This is a genomic window from Micromonospora krabiensis, from assembly GCF_900091425.1.
Taxonomy (GTDB): domain Bacteria; phylum Actinomycetota; class Actinomycetes; order Mycobacteriales; family Micromonosporaceae; genus Micromonospora; species Micromonospora krabiensis.
In genome coordinates, this window is the sequence record NZ_LT598496.1 from 3421718 (window position 1) to 3440647 (window position 18930).

At 70.5% G+C, this 18930-nt stretch carries 22 protein-coding genes and 1 tRNA gene; 14 read left to right on the plus strand and 9 right to left on the minus strand.

Annotation, left to right across the window (positions count from 1 at the left end):
* Window positions 1-4 precede the first annotated feature (4 nt).
* From GA0070620_RS15375 to GA0070620_RS15390, 4 genes are read left to right on the plus strand one after another with little or no spacing between them, the layout of a single operon-like run.
* Entirely contained in the window at window positions 5-1924 is a 1920-nt protein-coding gene (locus tag GA0070620_RS15375) for a glycosyl hydrolase family 28-related protein (protein WP_091591472.1), read from the plus strand.
* A 1-nt stretch (window position 1925) separates the two neighbouring features.
* Complete coding sequence (locus GA0070620_RS15380; protein ID WP_091591474.1) at window positions 1926-3362, plus strand: hypothetical protein; 1437 nt, start codon at window positions 1926-1928, stop codon at window positions 3360-3362.
* Window positions 3359-4489 (plus strand): DUF5047 domain-containing protein, encoded by a 1131-nt coding sequence (locus GA0070620_RS15385; RefSeq protein WP_091591477.1) that lies wholly within the window; start codon window positions 3359-3361, stop codon window positions 4487-4489. Before GA0070620_RS15380 ends, GA0070620_RS15385 begins: the two co-directional genes overlap by 4 nt.
* Window positions 4489-5220 carry a hypothetical protein gene (locus GA0070620_RS15390; RefSeq protein ID WP_197677603.1) on the plus strand — a complete coding sequence of 244 codons (732 nt, stop codon included), beginning with the start codon at window positions 4489-4491 and terminating at the stop codon, window positions 5218-5220. Before GA0070620_RS15385 ends, GA0070620_RS15390 begins: the two co-directional genes overlap by 1 nt.
* Here the strand turns inward: GA0070620_RS15390 and GA0070620_RS15395 are convergent.
* Complete coding sequence (locus tag GA0070620_RS15395; protein WP_231922383.1) at window positions 5215-5766, minus strand: DUF3152 domain-containing protein; 552 nt, start codon at window positions 5764-5766, stop codon at window positions 5215-5217. The genes GA0070620_RS15390 and GA0070620_RS15395 overlap by 6 nt on opposite strands.
* A gap of 46 nt (window positions 5767-5812) precedes the next feature.
* Here GA0070620_RS15395 and GA0070620_RS15400 point away from each other — a divergent pair, with 46 nt between their 5' ends.
* From GA0070620_RS15400 to GA0070620_RS15425, 6 genes are all read left to right on the plus strand, one after another.
* On the plus strand, window positions 5813-6334 hold the full coding sequence (locus GA0070620_RS15400; protein WP_157741629.1) for a hypothetical protein: 522 nt from the start codon (window positions 5813-5815) through the stop codon (window positions 6332-6334).
* Window positions 6331-7140 (plus strand): hypothetical protein, encoded by an 810-nt coding sequence (locus GA0070620_RS15405; RefSeq protein WP_091591485.1) that lies wholly within the window; start codon window positions 6331-6333, stop codon window positions 7138-7140. The genes GA0070620_RS15400 and GA0070620_RS15405 overlap by 4 nt, the downstream gene beginning before the upstream one ends.
* Window positions 7141-7466: 326 nt before the next feature.
* A complete protein-coding gene (locus tag GA0070620_RS15410; protein ID WP_091591486.1) occupies window positions 7467-7706 on the plus strand; it encodes a hypothetical protein in 240 nt (79 codons plus the stop codon).
* Window positions 7707-8065: 359 nt separating this feature from the next.
* The gene (locus tag GA0070620_RS15415; RefSeq protein WP_091591488.1) at window positions 8066-8566 is read left to right on the plus strand and encodes an HNH endonuclease signature motif containing protein; all 501 of its coding nucleotides are present in this window, start codon (window positions 8066-8068) and stop codon (window positions 8564-8566) included.
* A 146-nt stretch (window positions 8567-8712) separates the two neighbouring features.
* Window positions 8713-8895, plus strand: coding sequence for a hypothetical protein (locus GA0070620_RS15420; RefSeq protein WP_091591490.1), 183 nt, complete (start codon window positions 8713-8715; stop codon window positions 8893-8895).
* 82 nt (window positions 8896-8977) lie between these two features.
* Window positions 8978-9238, plus strand: a complete 261-nt coding sequence (locus GA0070620_RS15425; protein ID WP_091591492.1) for a hypothetical protein — start codon at window positions 8978-8980, stop codon at window positions 9236-9238.
* 52 nt (window positions 9239-9290) lie between these two features.
* Here GA0070620_RS15425 and GA0070620_RS15430 read toward each other — a convergent pair whose 3' ends face one another.
* The 6 genes from GA0070620_RS15430 to GA0070620_RS15455 all read right to left on the minus strand — a co-directional run bounded on the left by GA0070620_RS15430 (window position 9291) and on the right by GA0070620_RS15455 (window position 14620).
* The gene (locus GA0070620_RS15430; RefSeq protein ID WP_091591494.1) at window positions 9291-11327 is read right to left on the minus strand and encodes a hypothetical protein; all 2037 of its coding nucleotides are present in this window, start codon (window positions 11325-11327) and stop codon (window positions 9291-9293) included.
* Window positions 11328-11347: 20 nt separating this feature from the next.
* Window positions 11348-12757: a hypothetical protein gene (locus tag GA0070620_RS15435; RefSeq protein ID WP_091591497.1), complete on the minus strand. Its 1410-nt coding sequence runs from the start codon at window positions 12755-12757 to the stop codon at window positions 11348-11350.
* Window positions 12754-13035 (minus strand): hypothetical protein, encoded by a 282-nt coding sequence (locus GA0070620_RS15440; protein ID WP_091591499.1) that lies wholly within the window; start codon window positions 13033-13035, stop codon window positions 12754-12756. The genes GA0070620_RS15435 and GA0070620_RS15440 overlap by 4 nt, the downstream gene beginning before the upstream one ends.
* Complete coding sequence (locus GA0070620_RS15445; RefSeq protein ID WP_091591501.1) at window positions 13032-13289, minus strand: hypothetical protein; 258 nt, start codon at window positions 13287-13289, stop codon at window positions 13032-13034. Before GA0070620_RS15445 ends, GA0070620_RS15440 begins: the two co-directional genes overlap by 4 nt.
* Before the next feature lie 69 nt (window positions 13290-13358).
* A complete protein-coding gene (locus GA0070620_RS15450; protein ID WP_091591502.1) occupies window positions 13359-14426 on the minus strand; it encodes a helix-turn-helix domain-containing protein in 1068 nt (355 codons plus the stop codon).
* Window positions 14423-14620 (minus strand): hypothetical protein, encoded by a 198-nt coding sequence (locus tag GA0070620_RS15455; RefSeq protein ID WP_157741630.1) that lies wholly within the window; start codon window positions 14618-14620, stop codon window positions 14423-14425. The genes GA0070620_RS15450 and GA0070620_RS15455 overlap by 4 nt, the downstream gene beginning before the upstream one ends.
* Window positions 14621-14761: 141 nt before the next feature.
* Here GA0070620_RS15455 and GA0070620_RS15460 point away from each other — a divergent pair, with 141 nt between their 5' ends.
* The 3 genes from GA0070620_RS15460 (at window position 14762) to GA0070620_RS15475 (ending at window position 16573) form a co-directional block, all read left to right on the plus strand.
* Window positions 14762-14983: a hypothetical protein gene (locus GA0070620_RS15460; RefSeq protein WP_091591506.1), complete on the plus strand. Its 222-nt coding sequence runs from the start codon at window positions 14762-14764 to the stop codon at window positions 14981-14983.
* A 278-nt stretch (window positions 14984-15261) separates the two neighbouring features.
* On the plus strand, window positions 15262-15675 hold the full coding sequence (locus GA0070620_RS15470) for a GntR family transcriptional regulator (protein ID WP_091591511.1): 414 nt from the start codon (window positions 15262-15264) through the stop codon (window positions 15673-15675).
* Between the two features lie 463 nt (window positions 15676-16138).
* Window positions 16139-16573 (plus strand): hypothetical protein, encoded by a 435-nt coding sequence (locus GA0070620_RS15475; protein WP_091591513.1) that lies wholly within the window; start codon window positions 16139-16141, stop codon window positions 16571-16573.
* An 82-nt stretch (window positions 16574-16655) separates the two neighbouring features.
* Here GA0070620_RS15475 and GA0070620_RS15480 read toward each other — a convergent pair.
* Both GA0070620_RS15480 and orn read right to left on the minus strand, forming a co-directional pair.
* Window positions 16656-16728 (minus strand) — tRNA-His (locus tag GA0070620_RS15480).
* A 118-nt stretch (window positions 16729-16846) separates the two neighbouring features.
* Complete coding sequence (gene orn, locus GA0070620_RS15485) at window positions 16847-17443, minus strand: oligoribonuclease (protein ID WP_091591516.1); 597 nt, start codon at window positions 17441-17443, stop codon at window positions 16847-16849.
* A gap of 66 nt (window positions 17444-17509) precedes the next feature.
* Here orn and GA0070620_RS15490 point away from each other — a divergent pair, with 66 nt between their 5' ends.
* Window positions 17510-18814, plus strand: coding sequence for a glycosyltransferase family 87 protein (locus GA0070620_RS15490; RefSeq protein ID WP_091591518.1), 1305 nt, complete (start codon window positions 17510-17512; stop codon window positions 18812-18814).
* Window positions 18815-18930 lie beyond the last annotated feature (116 nt).

Genomic DNA, 18930 nt, shown 5'->3' on the forward strand with positions numbered 1-18930 from the left:
CGGGATGGCTCGGCTGCTCGGCCCCGATGCAGGCTCCCGGTACGCGTACCGGGCGGATGGTTCGCCGGCGGCGAACGCCACCGCGGTGGTCTACGCCAACAGCGGCGGGACGGTACTCGCGGACCTGCGGGCGTTCGACGGGTCGGAGACGCCCGGCGCGGTGATCCTCGGTTCGCAGGTCGCCTACGACGGGGACGGCCAGTCGGAGCTGTTCTGGTTCCCGGCCGGTCAGGATCGGGTGTGGGTGTCCGTTGACGGTGGGCCGGTGTTCCCGGTCGACGCGGACAACAACCGCCGCATCGACCGGCTTCCCGGGCCGGTGTACAACGTGCGCTCATACGGGGCCACGGGCGACGGGACGACCGACGACACGGCGGCGGTCCTGGCGGCTACTGGCGCGGCGGAGGCCGACCAGCGGGCGGTGCTCTACTTCCCGCCGGGCACGTATAAGTTGACCGCGCCGTGGTCGGTCAACAGCCGCCGGGTTTCGATCGTCGGCGCGGGCGCGCAGGCCACCACCATCCTGCCGACGGGGCTGACGTCCGGCCAGTACGCACTGACACTGGGCTGGGACAACAACGTTGAGACTGGTTTCAAGCCGGAGCCGTACGACGCGATCCGCGGGGTGGGGTTCCTCGGCCCGACGGGGGCGGGGCAGGCCAACTGCCTGCGGCTGTACAACGCGTCCGGTAACGGCCGCGCCCACTCGTTGACGTTCCGGGATGTCGGGTTCGAGGGTTTCGACGTTCAGGTAGACATCACCTCCAATTCGTACCTGCTGGGTTTCGACCGGTGCTTCTTCACCAACCCGCAGACGTACGGGGTGCGGATTGGGCTGGTCACTAACGCTGGCGAGAACATCGCGTTCAGTAGCTGCACGTTCGCCGACGGGCCGGGGACGATGGTGTTCGTCGACCAGCCCGGCACCAGCATGTACTTCACGGCCTGTTCGTTCGACTACCACGCCCGGGCCCTACACCAGCGGGCCGGGCAGGTGTTCATGTCGCACTGCCACTTCGAGACGGGCACCACCTACGGTGGGGCGGGCGCCGAGTTCCTGCTGCTGGACCGGCGCGGGTCGGTGGACCGGCCGGTGCTGTCGCTGACGGACTGCAACTTCTACAACGCGTGGGACAACTACGACACGTGCATTCAGCTGCTGGGTGACAACGGGGACCAGGCGTTGCGGGTCACGAACCCGTCGATCCGGGTCACGGGCACGCAGGCGGCGTACTTCATCCGCGACGACGGCCCGTTCCCGTCGGACATTCAGGTAAGCGGGGCGTGGTACTCCCGCTCTGACTTGGCGCCGCCGAAGCTGCGTAACCAGGCCGGGTTGGAGTGGCCAATCACGGCGGGGCAGCGGTACACGCACGCCGGCCCCGGTCGGCGGATGCGCCGCACCCTGGCCAGCGTCGTTGAGCCGTTCCCGGTGTGGGGTGCCCGCGGGTCGGAGGCGCTCACCTCCGGGCGGATCTACCTGTCGTTGTTCCAGCCGCAGGAGGAGATCACCATCAGCAAGGTGGCGTTCTTCACCGGCGGCACCGCCGCGTCGGGTCTCACCCTGGCGAAGGTGGCCCTGTACGAGTACAGCGCCTCCCAGCTGACGTTGCGCGCCCAGTCGGCCAGCAACACCGCCCTGGCGTCGGCGACGAACACTCGCTACGAGCAGGCGCTCACGTCCCCGTACCGGTGCATCGCCGATCCGACCGGGAAGATCTACGCGCTGGCGGTGCTGTTCGTGGGCACCACTATGCCGGCGCTGGTCACGGCGGGGAACAACAACGCGGCGTTCATGCGGGACGCCACTTACGGGTATCCGGCGGGGCTGATGGTGAGCAGCCAGACGGACATGGCGACGCCGATCTTTCCCGGGTCGTGGTCCGCCCCGGACCGGTTGGTGTACATGGTGGGGGTGATGTGAGGTGCCGATCCCCGCTGGCAGCAGCCCGCCGGCGCCGCCCACCTCGGGGCCGATCGTCTACGACCCGGTGCTGTCTCGGGTTCGGCTGACCGTGGACGGGCTGGCCGACGGGTTCCCGGTGGGCGTCCAGCGCTCCACCGACCAGATCTCGTGGACGACCGTGCGTGGTGGCGGTGCCCTCATCCCGGCCGGTGGTGTGGTGCGGCTCGACGACTACGAGTTCACGCCCGACGTCACCAACTGGTATCGGGTGGTCGGTCCGCTCGTGGCGGACGACTTCAACCGCAGCGCGACCAACGAGTGGGACTTCCCCGAGCGTGGCCCCGAGTGGATCGTGACGGGCACGGCGTCGGCGTACAACGTCAACGGCACTAGGGGTCAGCACACGCACACGTCGCGCGGTGTGGTGCTGGAATCCCGGCAGGATGTGTCCCTCGCCGACGTGGACGTCACGTTGCGGGGGATCAGTGTGTCGGCGGCGCCGACGGGCCCGGACAGCAACACGATCGTCACCCTGGCTGCTCGGCAGGTGGTGAACGACCGCGTCGAGGGGCGCCTGTTCTTCAACGCTGATGGCACGGTGTCGGCCAACGTGCGGCAGCTCGTCGGCGGTGTGGAGACCTTCTCCACGTTTGTGCCGGTGCCGAGCGCGTCCACCGCCTCCACTCTGGCGTTGCGGCTGCGGGCGGTGGGCACCAGCTTGCAGGGGTGGGCGTGGCTGGACGGAGGAGTCGCCCCGGTCGCGCCGACGGTGTCGATGACCACGTCGTGGACGTCGGCTGGTCTGCTGCGGGTCCGATCGGTCCTCGCGTCGGGCACCACCAACCCGCTGTCGTGGACGGTGAGCTACGACGGGTTCGCGGTGACGTCCCCGGATGATGTGTGGTTCACCGGCTCGATCACGCCCGCGCTGGGTGGGGTGTGGCTGAAGTCCCTCGCGCGGCCGTTCTTGAACCGGCAGGTGACGGCGAGGGATGTCTCCCCGGTGACCCGCCCGCCGCGGGCGGGGGTGTTCGACGTAGTGGGCCGCAGCTTCCCGGTGGCGGTGACGGATGTTCGCGGGTCACGGCGGTGGACGCTGGAGGTGAACACCTACACCCCGGCTGAGGCCCGCGACCTGGACCTGCTGTCCGCGTCCGGTGACATTCTCCTGGTGCAGGCCCCGGCGTCGGGTCGCCTGGCGGCGGTGCCGACCGGCTACGTGCTGCTGGGTGACACCCGGGAGACGACGCCGCCGACGTCGGACCTGCTGATGCGGGTGTTCGAGCTGGCGTGTACGGAGGTGGCGGCGCCGACGGCGGATGTGGTGGGGGCGACGGTGACCTGCCAGACGGTGTTGAACACGTACGCGACGTGTCAGGCGGTGGTGGATGCGCATCCGACGGTTGTGGATCTGCTGGAGTTGGTGGGGGACCCGACCGAGGTGATCGTGTCATGAGGCCCGTCTCTGACCGGTTCCTCGACGCGGTACGCGGCTCCCACCAGGCCGCCTTCTCCGCGCGGGTCGTCGCCCCCGGGCAGACCGGCGTGAATCCGACGGGCACGGACATCCTCATCAACGGCGGCGACGTGCGCCTCGACGGCGACGCCGCCGACGGGGTCCGGTCAACGCTGGACCTCACCACCCCCGGGAAAGGCATGTGGCCAGGCAGGGCCACCGACCTGCTCGCCCCCTACGGCAACGAGGTGTTCGTCCGCCGCGGCATCCAGTACGCGATCGGGCAAACCGAGTGGGTCAGCCTCGGCTACCACCGCATCGACGACATCGACCAGCCAGACGCACCTGACGGGCCTATCCAGATCGCCGGCCGGGACCGCATGGCCGGCATCGTCGACGGCCGGCTGGACCGGGTCCGCTCGTTCCCGCCGCTGACCACCCGCGGGGCGATGCTGGCCACGCTGGTCACGGAGATCTACCCGTGGGCGACGATCGAGTGGGACGACCCGTTCGTGCGGGACGCGGCGATCGGCCGGCAGATCATCACCGAGAACGACGACCGCTACAAGGTGTGCGACGAACTCGTCAAGAGCGTCGGGAAGATCTGGTGGTGGGACCACCGGGGTGTCCTCGTCGTCCGCACCCCGCCGGCGGCCACGGCACCGTCGTGGGAGGTCAACCACGGGCAGGGTGGGGTGCTGGTGTCCATGGCCCGCCGGCTGACCCGTGAGGGCGCCTACAACGCGGTCGTGGCGACCGGTGAGGGCGCGGACACAGCGACGCCGGTGCGGGCGATGGCGGTGGACGCGAGTCCCCAGTCGCCGACGTTCTGGAACGGCCCGTTCGGCAAGGTGCCCCGCTTCTACAGCTCGCCGTTCATCACCACCTACAACCAGGCATGGGACGCGGCGTCGAACATGCTCGCCAAATCCCTCGGCCTGCCCTACAGCGTGGACTTCACGGCAGTGCCGAATGCGGCGCTGGAGCCGTACGACACGGTGCGGGTGCGCTACCCGGGTCGCAGTGAACTGCACGTGGTGCGGCAGTTGACGGTGCCGCTGACCGTGCAGGCCGGCATGCCCGCGTCGACGCGGGAGCAGACACGCATCCTGATCGGAGGTGCCTGATGCCCGGCTTCGATGATCTGGCGCCCCTGTTCGCCGCCGAGCCGGGCCCGTCCGTCGGCTACCGGCAGGGCGTCATCCGGCAGTGGAACCCGGTCACGGCCGAAAACGTGGTCGAGGTCGACGGGACGCTGATCACGAACGTGTCCATCCTCAACACGAACGAGGCGTTGCAGTTGCAGCCGGGTGATGTGGTGGGGATCCTCACCACCGGTGGTGCGGCCCGGTCGTGGGCGATCCTCGGCCGGCTCACCATTCCCGGCACCGATGCTGCCGCCTCGGCGCTGCGGGTCGTGTCATCCCGGATCACCGCGGCGGTGAACAACGCGCAGGGCACGCTGACGGTGCCGACGCCCTCCTACACGGACCTCGCCGGCGGCGGCGGTGTCGGCCCGTCAGTGACCGTCGACATCTCCGGCAGCGGAAAAGCGCTGGTTATGTTCGGTGTCGAAACGGCGTGGGGTGCCCCGGTGACGGAGGGGTTGGGCGCGTATGCGAGCGTCGCCGTTTCCGGTGCGACGAGCATCGCGGCGAACGCGTCCTGGGGTGTCGGCCACGACGTGAACCCGGTCAACGAGGCGCACACGTTCACGGCGTCGAAGTTTCACCTGTTCACCGGCCTGAACGCGGGGGCGAACACGTTCACGATGAAGTACCGGGTGTACACGGCGACCGGGACGGGCACGCCGACGGTGTGGTTCCGGGAGCGGGAGATCGCTGTCTTCGCGCTATGACATCGGGTGCGGCCACACGTTGTAGGTGCAGTCGCCCAGCTCGAAGTTCGCGCCGCGCATCACCGGTGCCATCTGGCCGGCGGCGGGGCAGTCGACGTGCGGGTGGCCGAGTAGGTGCCCGAGTTCGTGGAGGACGATCCACGTCCGCTGGTCTTGCAACGTGCCGCCGACGGCCGCGAAGCGGGGGCCGAGCACGGTCCACGCCTCTTCGGTGATGAGGGCGAGGTCCTCGGCGTCGTAGGCCATGCCGATGTGGCCCTTGCTGTCCATGCTGGTCGTCCCGCCGATGCCCGGCTCCACAATCCGCAGCGTGAACTGGTCGAGGTCGACGCGCCAGCCGCGCGGGTCGTTGACCATCCAGTCCACCTCGACGGCGACCTCCGCCAGGTCGAGGTCCACGCCGGTGTCGATTTCGACCGCCGGGGGCGCGTATCGGACGGGCTGTTGGGGGGCGGCGGACAGCGCGCCGTTCCAGGCGAATCCGGCGAGCGTCCACAGGGACGCCACCACCACACCCATGATCACGATCTGCTGCCGTCTTGTCACGGACGGATCGTAGCCAGCTCGCACCACACCACCACGGAGGCAGCCCATGGCGACGACACCCGTGTACGGATTCCCGTTCCTGGAACCACCCGACGCGCCCGACATCGCCGCCGCCACCGAGAATCTCGCCCAAGCCGTCGAGGACGAACTGGTGCTGCGGAACCCGCAGGCCGCCACCGCCGTGCTGGCCAGCCAGTACACGCTCACCAGCACCATCACCGACCTGTCCGGCTGTGTCATCAACCTGACCACCCCCCGCGCCGGGGCGAAAGCGCTGGTGACGTGGACGGCGGACTGCCAGCTGGTCACGGCGGGCGCGGCGTCGCTGTACGCCGTCATCAACCTGGCCGTCGACGGCAGCGACGTGGCGTTCCCGCAGTCGGTGTGGGGACCGGGCAACTGGGCCGCCCAGGCGAACACGCGGGGCGCGGTCGCCGGGGCGACGATCGTCACCCTCGCGTCAGCCGGCTCGCACCAGCTGAAGCTGCGGGCGGCGAAATCCAGCGCGACGGGTGACATGCGGCTGAACGCGCAGCACACGTCGATCAGCGCGGTGGTGTTCCCGTGAGCTGGGTGGTCGCACCGAACATCAAGGCGCTGTTCGCGTCCGTCAACAAGCTCGCACCCGGCCGGGACAAGGCCAGCGACGGCACCGTCGGGGACCTCGCACACCAGTCCGGCACCTCCGGGCACAACCCCGACGACACCCCCGGCGTGTCGGCGGAACGCACCGACCCGGACAGCATCCCGGAGGTCCGCGCGGGCGACATCGACAAAGACCTGCGCCACCCCACGGTGACGATGGAGCAGGTCGTGCAGAAGGTGGTGAAGACCCCAGCGCTGCGCCGCCGGCTGATCTACGTCATCTACAACCGGCGGATCTGGTCCGCGTCGTCGGGCTGGGCGCAGAAGGCGTACACCGGCTCGAACCCGCACGACAAGCACGCCCACTTCTCCGGACACCCGGACTACGACAACGACAGCTCGCCGTGGCGCGAGATCGAGGCATTGGGGGACGACGACATGGACGCCACCGAACGGGCCGCGCTGATGGAGGTCCGGGATCAGGTCCGCCTGTTCTTCTCCGGCATGACGAAGACCGCCACCGGCACGGTGCTCTCGCCCACGGTGTGGCGGATCCGCGACGAGGAGTGGCAGGCCAAGGTCAGTGCTCTGCTCACCGCCCTGTCGGGGCAGATCGGCGGCCTGGACACGAAGCAGGTGATCGCCCGCATCGAAGCCCTCGCCGCCGAGGACCGGCAGCGTGACGCCGAACTGGCCGAGCTGGTCCGCCGCACCAACTCCGGCGAGCTGACCGCCGAGCAGGTCGTCGACGAACTCGCCCGGCGGCTCGCCGGCAACCCGCAGAGCTGATGGGTCACCCAGGACTACCTGGGTTGGCCGACCGAAAGGCAGGGCATGTGAGTGAGGCTAGAGCGGGTATTGACCGTGGTCAGGGACGCTGGCTGTATCGGAGTGGGCCTGTGGGGGATCGCCTACCAGCAACTGACCGGACGGGTCAGCTGGGAACTCCTCGCCTGCTTCCTGGCCCTCCTGGGGGCGCCGGGGGTGTGGCACCTGTGGTCCGTCAGGCCAGGCAGCTCTGGGACCGCTGGTACCCCCGACTCGTCGTCGCCGCCTCCGCCTCCGCCTTCGCCTACGCCGTCGCCGCCATCTCCCAGCATCCCGGGAGGTAACCCGTGACGACGCGAGCGGTCCGGGTGTGGTACGCGATGACGGTCACGTTCGTGGTGATGATCGCGTTCGCGGGGGCGTCGGTGATCTACGCGAACCACGCGGCCCGCGAGTCAGAGCAGAAGTGGTGTGGCCTGGTCACGACGCTGGACCGGGTGTACACGGACAACCCGCCGCAGACTCCGGTTGGCCGGGACATGGCGGCGCAGATACGGCAGCTGCGGATCGACTTCGACTGCCCGTAGCTACTGGCCTCGGTGCTGGTGGTCGTGCTGCGTCACCCCACCACACCCCCGCCGCTGACACCGCCACTGGCGGCCCATCGCGCCGCATACCCGGCACGCACCCCAGGCGGGCACCGTCTCAGGGTTGCCGTCCGGGTCCCGGTGGCCGGTCGGGCACGCCTCGGGGATCTCTGCCCACCCGTCCCGGGTCTTCCTGTACCGCGTCACCTCGCCACCCTAGTCGGCACCGAGCACGCCGACCGGCTCTGCACGGCGCTGTACGCGAAACAGCCTCCGGCCAGCTAAAATGGACCTAGACGAATAGGGCCCGGCGGGTGCTGGTAACACCCCCGGGCTGTGGCCGACTGGTTGGAGTCGACATGCAGAAGCGTACCAACTCGGACGTCGAGCGGTTCTGGGCCAACGTCCAGAAGCAGGCAAACGGCTGCTGGCACTGGACCGGCATGAAGCACGGCAAGGGCTACGGCAAGCACTCCGTAGGGTCGCTGACGGACGGAACGCGGCGCGAGGTCCGGGCGCACCGGTTCTCGTACGAGCTGCACTACGGGCCCATCCCCGAGGGGATGACGGTCGATCACGAGTGCCACAACCAGGACCCCACCTGCCAGGCCAAGGACGACTGCCCGCATCGGCGCTGCGTCAACCCGGCCCATCTCAGGCTGCGGACGCAGGGGGACAACCTGATGCGCGGCAGGACGATCCCCGCCGCCAACGCTGTCAAGACGCACTGCCCGTCGGGCCACCCGTACGACGAGGCCAATACCTACTGGAGGCCCGACGGGGGCGGCCGGATGTGCCGGGCATGCCATCGCCTCAAGGTGGCCGCCGCTAAGCGCCGGGCCCGTCAGGAGAAGAAGTAGCTCTCCCAGCAGCCCTCCACCCGGCAGGCACCCCACGCCGGGGTCGTCTCCTCATGCCCTGCCGGACACGGGCGGGGCACTTCAGCGACGCCGTCCGGCGTCTGCTCGTACAGCTGCACCCATCGACCGTACCCAGGAGGTACAGCATGCGCGTCACCAAGTACGCCAAGACCATCGTCGCCGGGATCGTCGCCGGCGGCACCGCCCTCACCGTCGCGCTCGGCGACGACGTCCTGACCGCCACCGAGGGCATCACCGTCGCCCTGGCGGTCCTCGGCGCGTTCGGCGTGTACGTCGTCCCGAACGCGAAGGACACCGACGTGCGCTGACCTCCCCCTGCGCACGACGCGGCCCCCGCTACCTCTTCGGAGGTGGCGGGGGCCGCTTTCGTCTGCGACAGTGGAGGACGTGATGACGCTGACCACCCCGCCCGCGAAGCAGCGCGACGTCGACGAGGCCCTCGCCGACCCCGCCCGCATCGAGCGGTCCAAGGCCGACCACACCGAAGGCCTACGCAAGCTGGCCACCGCCGTCGAGGTCGCCGTCGGCCGCGGCGCCACCCGCGAAGAGATCCTCGCCGTCGTGACCCGCGCCGCCGACGAACTCGCCGCCACGTCCACGCTCGCCGCGACCGCCCGCGCCCGGGTCCACGCCGGCAACGACACCTACTGACCGCAGACACGAAGCCGCCCCCACCGCGATGGCGGGGGCGGCTTTCTGCTGTTCAGGTCGCGTACTTGCCGCCGTCGAGCTTGCGGAGGTCACCGTCGGCCGCGTACTTGGCGACCCACTTGTTGACCGTCTTCATCGAGACCGCGATGCCCCGCTCACCCAGCTTGCGCTGCATCTCCGTCGGCCCGATGCCCTCCAACCCAGCCTCCCGAGCCAGGTCGATCAGCAGCTCCGGCCGCCAACCCTCCCCGTCCTGCTCCTGAGCGGCGGGCCGCAGGTCAGCGACCAGCGCGCCGAACACGTCATCGAGGCGGTCCTTCGGCATCCCGGTCACCTCCATCCGCGCCGCGAACCGGCGGAGCTGCTCCCGGGCGCGAGCCCGCTCAGCGTCCCGGTCCGCCGGCAGCTTCGGCTCCTCGTTGACCAGAACGGGCGCCTCCGGCTCCACGATCAGCCCACCGGAATCGACGGCCCGCTGCACGACCTCGGACACGTACGCAGGGACCGGCACATCCACCTGCCGGCCGGCCAAGCGGCTCAGCCACGGCCGAAGCCGCAGCATCCGGCTCCCGTATACCTTGGCGCCGACCTGCTGACCAGCTGGGTCGACCTCCGGGTGCCGGCCATCGGTGGCCAGAACAATCCGCCGGATCCGGTCCGGCAGCGTCCGGAACACCTTCACCTGCCGCACCGACGCCCCCTGGTCCCCGCGGCGCAGGAAGAACGTCCCCGGGTGGACCAGGTCCGCCGAACGGACCCGGGCGCCCGGCAGCACATACTCCAGCTCGGTGTCGTCCTCCACCGGCCCGCACAACTTCAGGCTGGACTGCTTCCGCACCGACACCGGGATGGTGTCCTGCGTGGCGCGCAGCGCGGAGAACAGCACGTTGACGCCCTCGGCCCGGCCGATCCGCTGCACCCGCAGCAGGGCATCCATCGCCTCGCGGGCCTCCCGGTCGTCGTCGACCTCGGCGGACTCGTCCACCACGATGGTGATCTGCGGCAGGTCGCGGGTCACCGGTAGCAGGTCACCACCGGACTCCGCGGTGAGCGCCGCGTACCGGGCCTTGCGGTCCTTGGCGATCGCTGCGGCCACCTGCGCCATCAGCACGACCTCCTCGGCGGTGGCGGCCACCCAGTCGATGGGCGGCTGCTGCACCTCTCCCTTGGCGTACGGCAGCATGAACGGCACCGCCAGCCCCCCGCCGTTGAGGTCGGCCACCCACACCACTGAGTCACGGGTACGCAGCAGTTGGCCGATGAGCACCTTCAGCAGGTTCGTCTTCCCGCCGCCACGGCGGCCCACGAACAGGCCGGAAGCCTGCCGCAGGTTGACCATCGCCGGGGTGGTGTCCTCGTTGACGCCGACGGGCAGGTCATCCCAGATCGACAGGACGCTGGTCTCGTCGGGCAGTGGCAGTTCCCCGGCCAGGGCGTACAGGGTGGGCACCCGGACGATGGCGGTGCCCTGAAGGTCACCCTCTTCGACGCTGATCGCGCAGCCCTTCGGCAGTTGGGCGGCGGCGGCGAGCCGGCCGGCGGCGTCGCGGATGTTCGTCCACGAGTCCCCGGACCCGGCGGAGAACACCACGTGGAGGGTGAACCCGGCCCCGTTCGGCCAGTCCGGGTCGGCGGTGATGACGACAGGCTGCACCCGGGCGATGCGTTCGATAAGCGCCTTCCACTGCCCGCGCCGACCTGCCGGTACGGGCGGTTGGGTGTTGGCCTGGGCGCCCTGGGGCTGGGCGGTGGGCGCGTCGTCGCCGATGAACGCGGGGGCGGTGGCCATGCCGAACAGCGCGGCCCCCGCCCCCGCCACGAGGTTGACGATGTTCCACGGGCCGGTCACCGTCGACCACGTGGTCCACGCGCCGGCGGCCAGACCGGCGGCGAGCCGGAAGGCCCGCTCCGACCACGGCAGCCCGGCCCGGTGGTCTCGGACCGAGACGCCGGCGGCGGCAGCGCCGGCCAGGATCGCGGGCACCGCCGCCGGCACGTCCCACGCGGTGCACAGTCCGGCGCCGACGAGCGGGCCGACGGTGGCGATGACCGCGCTGGCGATGTTCTCCCCTGACCTCTGACCGTTCACTGCCTGCCTCCCCTACCTGCTCAGACGTTCCACTTGCGCTCGACCGAGATCGACCCGTGGCGGGGCGCCTCGCCGCGCTCGATGTCGGTCTCGTTCTCCCGGCGTACCGTGTTGCGGGCCTCGTCGGCGGTGCCCGCCGCAGCCTTGATGTCGTTCGCGATGGACCGGTAGCTCTCGGCCACCGGCGCGGCGACGGGCCACTCCGACTCGGCGCGGGAGGCGACCTGCCGCAGTCCGGCGGAGATGCCGGTGAAGGCCTCCCCGAGCAGCGGCATCTCCCGCACCATCTGGTGCATGTCCTCCGGGTCGTAGTCGCGCAGCGCGGCGGCGAACTCGTCGGCCGCGGCGCGGATCTTGTTCATGTCTCCCACGACGGTTTTTCCTCCTCTGGTGGGTGCGGCGACCGGCGCCGGGCTGGCGTCGGCAACCTCGGCTACTGCCTTCTTGACCAGCGCCTCGCGGTCTGGACGCTGGGGCTTCTTCTCGGGGGCAGGCTTCTGGGCGGTCCCGGCCTTGGCCTGCGGGGTGGGCTTCGTCGGCTGCGGCTTGGGCTTGGCGCCCTCGCGGATGCCGCGCAGGAAGCCGGCCAGGGCGGTGCGGGCGGACTTCGCCGCCTTCGACCGGGTGGGCGTGCCGGCCGAACCCGCCTTGGAAGGGGTGCGACGCGCGGCGGTGGCGCGCCCAAACAGGCTGCGTCCGCTGCTGGCGCCGCGGCCGAGCGCCGACCGGACACCAGCCCGTCGACCGGCCGTGGCTGGCCGACCCGAGCCGGTCGCCCGGCTGCGGCTGAGGCGTCCGAGGATCCCTCGGCCACGGCCACGACCGCTGCCAGTGCTGGCGGCGTGCCGGCCCGATCCGGCTCGGGTCAGGCGACCCAGCAGACCACCGGCGCGACGTGACGAGCCCCCGCCCGACCGGGCCCCCGACGTTCCGGCCGCGCTGCCGCGCCGACCACCGGTGAGCCGGCTCAACAGACCACGACGGGGCGAACCTCCGGACGGTCCGACGCGGCCCGCCGCCGAACCGGTGCGCCCCTTGCGGCCGAACAGGCGAGCGATCCGCCCACCGCCGGCCGCACGCGGGCTCGCGGCCACCCCCGTCCGGGCGCGCATCGGCCCGGCGGCGGCGCGAAGCATCCGCGTGTCGCGGCGCTGCCGCCACCGCGACCAGACGAACAAGCCGAGCCCGGCGAGGAAGACAAGCCCCCCGTGGATGACGCCACCCCAGAACGCTCCGCCGACCTGCCACACCAGCAACTCCAACGCCACCACGACCAGCGCGGCGGCGGCGAGCACCTTCGGCGGCGGCATCCGCAGCGCCAGCCGGGCAGCGGACTTCGGGGCCGCCTTGACGGGCTTCGCCGCCGTCTCCTGCGGCTCCGGGGCGGGGTGAGTCACCGGCGGGTGAGTCACCTGCGGGTCGGTCGTCATTTCCGCACCTCATAGGCGTTCCGGGAAGGGGTGACCGGGGGGTGAGTCACCTGGGGTGAGTCACCTCGGGGTGAGCCCTTCAGCCAGGCCAGCAGGTAGCAGGCCAGCGCGGTCGCCGCGGCGGTGGCGATGACCGCGACGAGCCAGGTGTGCATCGGCAGCCACGGGCCCCGGGCGGCCCGGGCGGCGGTGAGGAACGCCCCGACGGCGCCGGCGGTGGCGAGGGCGATGTTGCCGCGGACGTTGAGGGCGGTGGCCCGCTGCTTCGGCGTCTTCATCGGTGGTCCGCCCGGTACTGCATGGCCAGCGCGAACCCTGCCACCACCGCGAGCGCCACGAACGCGGCGACGCAGGCGGGGATCAGCTCCTCCCGGCCAGTCAGGTCTGCCCACATGACGGCGAGCGTGGGCAGAAGCAGCGACGGCAGGGCACCGTTGAACAGCCACATCCAGCGGTTCACCTCGTAGACCAGCTCGGGCTCGCGGTCGTCGAGGGCCAGGTCGATGTCGGTGTCGTTGGTGGTCTGGGTCATGATGGTTCTCTCCTTCGGGAGGGTGCGGGTCCCGGCCCGGCTGTAGGAGGTGGGACCGGGACCCGCGGCTTATCTGTCGGCCGGCTCGAACGAGTGACCGTTGGTCTTGATCCGGGTGCGCAACGTCGACTCCGGCACGTCTTCCGCCTTAGCCGCGCCGCGCACCGACTCCCCGCCGCGCACCCGCGCAACGGCCCGCGCGAGAGCCTCCTCGCGCTCATCCGCCGACAGCTCCACAACCGGCTCGGCGGGGCTGCGCAACACGACCTGCCCACGCCGCGCGGGAGCCTCCGCGACATGCGCGGCGGGCCGCGCAACCTGCGGGATCTCCACCTGCGCCGGCATGCGCGGCGGCTGCGCGACGGGGTGCGCGACAGGCTGCGCGAGGATCCGCGCACGGGCCGACGCGCCGCGCTGGTGCCGCTCGCGCACCTCGTCCAACATCTGCGCGGTCGCACCCTCAGCCAGCCTGCGCAACTTCCCCTCGCGCACCGCCACCAGCCGCTCCGACCCGCTGTCGATCAGCCGCGCCAACCGCACCATCCGATCCACGGCGCGGCGGCTGAACACGTCCGACAGGTCATCGGCGGCGCCCGGCTTCAACAGACCCAGCTCCACACCGACCCGGCGGGGCGTCCAAATCCACGACGACTCCTGCCGCGCCACCTCCGGCAGGTCGTCCTTGATCCGGGACGACCACTGCCAGGCGACGGCGAGGGGCATGAACAGGCGGATCACCTGACCAGACAGGTTGTCGGCGTGGCTGGCGGCGGCGAGCCCGGCGACGAGGGCGATGACCCACACGGCGCGGATGTGCCGTCGCGGGTCTCGCTTCTCGGCGATCTTCTGTCGCGCCCGGTCGGCCTCGAACAGCATCAGGATCTCGGCGAACGCGAACAGCAGCGCCGCCTGCCAGGTGTCGAGGTGCAGGGCACCGGTGGCGACTTCCCACATGCCCTCGGCGGAGAAGCCGAGCGCGATGACCGACGCGGCGAAGGTGAGAGCGGCGCTGCGGCCCCGCTGGTTGCGGGCGATGAGGGCGAGCAGCAGGAGCACGGCGACGACGAGGCCGCCGGCGATGAGCGCGGTGGTGCGGTGCTGGTCGGCGAAGGTGAGGGCTGAGTCGATGGCGGTCACTGCTCGGCCCCCACCTTCGTGATGCGGCGGGCGTGGCCGTTGCCGTCGGTGGCGTAGAGGACCGCGTGGTCCAGGCCGTGGGCGACGACGAGCTGCCGGGCGGCGTCGACCGCTTCGACTTCGTTGCGGGCGTAGTACCGCTCGCGGTCCTTGTACACGTCGCCGGCGGCGTAGAGGTCAGCTCGGTACTCCATGTCGGACAGCATGACACATGTTGGAAAGGTTGGAAAGGTTGGTAGAGTGCTCGCATGTTGAGCCCACCGCCTGCTCCCGCGCTGGGTCCTGCCATGCGACCATTGGTCAACTTGCAAGACCTGGCAGACCTGGGAGACGACGTGGCCGAGACCGGATACCTGACCATCAAGCAGGTCCGGGACCGCCTCGTCGCCGCCGGCTACAACGACAGCGACCAGACCATCCGACGCCTCGTCACCGACGGGAAGCTCGGAGCGGAAGGCGTCGACTGGTACCGCACCGAACGGGGCGGCTACCGGATGGTCTCGGCCGCAGCGGTGGACCGGCTCATCGCGAACCGCAGGAAAGCTGCCACGGAGTAGCTACCACGCCGCCTTGCGCCCCTGACGCTTCGGCGCCTCACCCAGCTGCCGCGTCCGGCACTCCGGCCGCGGGCAGTCACAGAACCAGCCCTGCCCCAGGGCCACGATCCCGGCGCCGCCGCAGTCATGAGGCGACGACGGCATCACCCTGTCCATGCACCCCAAACACCGCGACGGCACCGGCTGAATCATGCCCACCACCCCCACCAACAGTTTGCCCCCTAACCCCTTAACCCCTTCTACGCCTATGTGGACACCTATCCGTAGCGTCCCCAACCGTGATCGACTACGGCTCGGGGTTGGCGGTGTACCGACAGGTCGCCGCCCACTTCCGAGACCGCATCCGATCAGGCGAGCTGGCCCCCGGGGAGCGGTTGCCGTACGAAGGCCGGCTCGCCCAGGAACTGGGCATCGGGCGAGGCACTGTGCAGGACGCCTACCGGCTGTTGCGCAACGAGGGTCTGGTCGTCACTGAGCGCGGATACGGTACGTACGTGGTGGAGCCGCCGCCCCGGACCAGGATCAAAGTTCCGCGCGGGTCGCTGATCTGGTCCCGCATGCCAACCGAGGCGGAGCGGGCGCAGTTGGGTATCGAGCCGGGGGCGGTGGTGCCGGTGTTCGAGTATCAGACCGGCAAGCAGCCCATTCAGGGTCCGTTCGCTGCGGATCGCACGGAGTTGACGACGGCCTGACCAAAGGCATGATCGCCGATCATGGCCGGGCTTGTAGGCGTATCTCCATGTATGCCCGCTCAGTGCGGTGGGCCGTGTTCCGCACATACCGCGAGCAGGTGGCCGGCATACCGGACGGCCGGGGACGGTCAGGTAGGAAACCGGCCCGCCTGATCGGGTCCTGTGGATCAGACAGACGTGCATCTTGCACGCTCCTGTTACAGGATGGCTTCTCTCGGTGATCACGACGACACTAGGGAACCTCGTGAGCGTGAGTGAATCTCGATTCACGAATCCGTCGGTACAGTCCTACCTGTAGGACACCAGCCACCGCCTGGGGGAGGTGAGGGCACCATGAACAGCACCAACGGCCGTCCCGCGACCGAGACGGCTTGCCCCCTCATATAGCCGCCTGACCATGGAGGCGGCCTTCCCCCCGGCCTCCGATCAACCCCCAACCCCTGATGATCGGAGCTGAACCCCGTTGACCCGCAAGTCCTGCGCCATCGCTCACAGCTTGATCACTCTCGCCGCCCTCGCCTGGATCGGCTACGCCGTCCTCGCGGCCACCGGCAGCGCGGAACACCCCCGCCGCGGCGTGCTCTTCGCCGCTGGCGTACTGACACTGGCCAGCGTCATGGCGGCCCTCCCCGCTCCCGCCCAACCGGGCACGGCGCCGGCGGCGGCGGGTGTCGCGAGCGTCCCGCCGGCAGCCGGTCGGACCTATCTGGCCCGGGCCGCGCAGCGAGAGGTTGTCGCGCTCGCCCACGCCAGCGGCGATGCGGACACCATCGCCCTCCCGACGACCATGACCCTGGAGCAGGTCGCCATCGCGGTGCGGGAAGCACGGATGGAGGGGTACGCGGAGGGGTACGTCGACGGCATCGCGCGCCGCCACGACAGCGAGTCCGGTGTGTGAGTTCCCCTACCAGTCCCCTACAACGGGTCAGGCCCCCTCGCGAGAGGGGGCCTGACCTGTAGTGGAGGAGATCCACTAGCCGGGTGACTGATGGGAATTGAACCCACGACAACCGGGACCACAACCCGGTGCTCTGCCAACTGAGCTACAGCCACCACGCCTCCGCGCCCGAGTCGAACGCCCCCGGGCGGGGTGCGGACCAATAATAGCCCTACGCGGTGCCGCCACGTCCAGCGGGTTCCACCGCCGCGACCGAGCGGCCGACCGCGGGGCTCAGAGCTCGGCGGCGATCGCCTTGGCGCTGTCCACGTCCGGGCCCGGCAGCGGCACGAAGATCGTCCGCCGGTAGTACTCCAGCTCGCGGATGCTCTCCCGGATGTCGGCCAGCGCCCGGTGCGCCAACCCCTTGGCCGGCTGCCCGAAGTACACCCGCGGGTACCAGCGCCGGCACAGCTCCTTGATCGACGAGACGTCGATCATGCGGTAGTGCAGGTGGTTGTCGAGCCTCGGCATGTCCCGGGTGATGAAGCCCCGGTCGGTGGCGATCGAGTTGCCGCACAGCGGCGCGGTGCGCGGATCCTTCACGAAGGTGGTGACGTAGTCGAGCACCAGGTCCTCCGCCTCCGCCAGGGTGACGGTGGAGCGCCGGACCTCCTCGGTCAGGCCCGACTTGGCGTGCATCGTCTGGACGATCTCCGGCATGGCGTCCAGCGCCGCGTCGTCCGCGTGGATCACCACGTCCACACCGTCACCGAGCACGTTGAGGTCGGGATCGGTGACCAGCGCGGCGACCTCGATCAGCTTGTCCCTGCCGAGGTCCAGCCCGGTCATCTCACAGTCGATCCAGACGAGAAGATCAGCCACCGGCACAGACTACGCGCAGCCCACACGCGGCGGCTGCGCGCTCCACGCGGACCAGCCCGCTAGGGTTTCCCCGTGCCAGCCGAACCCGTCGCACCGCCCGCCGTCACCGACGACGACCCGGGTGGACGTACGGCCCGTCGTGTCGTCGCCGTCGTGGCCCTCGCCGCGGTCCTGCCGGCGCTCTACCTGCCCGGTCTGGTGCACGACTTCTTCGACCTGAAGATCTACATGCGGGCGATGCGGTGGTGGGCGGACGGCAACCCGCTCTACGACTACGTCCAGCCCGACCGCGTCCAGGGCGAGCTCTACTTCACCTACCCGCCGTTCAGCGCGCTGCTGCTGCGTCCGTTCGCGCTGCTCCCGCTCGGCGCGACGGTGACGGTGTTCACGATCCTCACCGCGCTCGGCGTGGTGCTGACCACCTACTGGCTGGTCCGCCCGGTCATCGCCCGGCACGGCCTGCACCGGGCCTTCACCGTCACCGTGGCCGTGCTGCTCGTCCTGGCGGTCGAGAGCACCCGCGAGACCATCACGTTCGGCCAGATCAACATGCTGCTGGTCGTGCTGATCCTGGTGGACCTGCTCTTCGCCGTCCCGCAGGCACGACGGTGGGCCGGCGTCGGGATCGGCCTGGCGACCGCGCTGAAGCTCTTCCCGGGCATCTTCATCGTCTACCTGCTCGCCTGCCGGCGCTGGTGGGCCGCCGCGGTGGCCGCCACGACCGCCGCCGCGGCGACCCTCCTCGCCGCGGCCGTCGCGCCCGGCGACTCGTGGCGGTTCTGGACCCACGAGCTGTGGACCACCGAACGGGTCGGACGGACCGACTACACCGGCAACCAGTCCCTGTTCGGCCTGGTCAGCCGGTTCACCGCCCCCGACCGGCCGGACCGTCTGCCGTGGCTGGTGCTGGTGGCGGTGGTGGCCGCGTACGGGCTGTGGCGGGCCGCCCGCGCCTTCCGGGCCGGCGACCACGTGGCCGGCCTGACCCTGACCGGGCTCGTCGGCGGGCTGGTCAGCCCGATCACCTGGACGCACCACCTCTACTGGTTCATCCCGGCGGTGGTGGTGCTCGCCGACGCGGCCCTGCGCGCCGACCGGTCGACCGCCGAGGGCGTACGACGCCGACGCTGGCTGGCCGCTCTCGCGATCGGGACCGCCGCCGTGATCGTCTACGGTGTCGTCACCTTCCAGGACTGGGGCGTGGCACCGGTCCGCACGGACAGCCCCGACCAGTTCCTGGTCCGCAACACGTACGTGCTGCTCAGCCTGCTGTTGCTGGTCGTCCTGCCGGCCCGTTCCGAGGGCGGTGCCGGCCCGGCGGGGCAGCCGACGCGGGAACCCGAGAAATTGCACCAAATGGACAGACGTCCCGAGTAGCGACGATCGGCGTTAATCTGACCTCACCTACCTCAACCGCATCTCAGGTAGCGACACCGATCCCCCGGTGAGAGTGGCCCTCCGCGTCGGCAGCGCGGAGGGCCACTCGTCGTCCG

Excerpts from the sequence above, each read along its gene's own strand:
- GA0070620_RS15375 (WP_091591472.1), top strand. The coding sequence starts at position 5 with ATGGCTCGGCTGCTCGGCCCCGATGCAGGCTCCCGGTACGCGTACCGG.
- GA0070620_RS15385 (WP_091591477.1), top strand. The coding sequence starts at position 3,359 with ATGAGGCCCGTCTCTGACCGGTTCCTCGACGCGGTACGCGGCTCCCAC.
- GA0070620_RS15390 (WP_197677603.1), top strand. The coding sequence starts at position 4,489 with ATGCCCGGCTTCGATGATCTGGCGCCCCTGTTCGCCGCCGAGCCGGGC.
- GA0070620_RS15400 (WP_157741629.1), top strand. The coding sequence starts at position 5,813 with ATGGCGACGACACCCGTGTACGGATTCCCGTTCCTGGAACCACCCGAC.
- GA0070620_RS15415 (WP_091591488.1), top strand. The coding sequence starts at position 8,066 with ATGCAGAAGCGTACCAACTCGGACGTCGAGCGGTTCTGGGCCAACGTC.
- GA0070620_RS15420 (WP_091591490.1), top strand. The coding sequence starts at position 8,713 with ATGCGCGTCACCAAGTACGCCAAGACCATCGTCGCCGGGATCGTCGCC.
- GA0070620_RS15425 (WP_091591492.1), top strand. The coding sequence starts at position 8,978 with ATGACGCTGACCACCCCGCCCGCGAAGCAGCGCGACGTCGACGAGGCC.
- GA0070620_RS15435 (WP_091591497.1), bottom strand. The coding sequence starts at position 12,757 with ATGACGACCGACCCGCAGGTGACTCACCCGCCGGTGACTCACCCCGCC.
- GA0070620_RS15440 (WP_091591499.1), bottom strand. The coding sequence starts at position 13,035 with ATGAAGACGCCGAAGCAGCGGGCCACCGCCCTCAACGTCCGCGGCAAC.
- GA0070620_RS15445 (WP_091591501.1), bottom strand. The coding sequence starts at position 13,289 with ATGACCCAGACCACCAACGACACCGACATCGACCTGGCCCTCGACGAC.
- GA0070620_RS15455 (WP_157741630.1), bottom strand. The coding sequence starts at position 14,620 with ATGGAGTACCGAGCTGACCTCTACGCCGCCGGCGACGTGTACAAGGAC.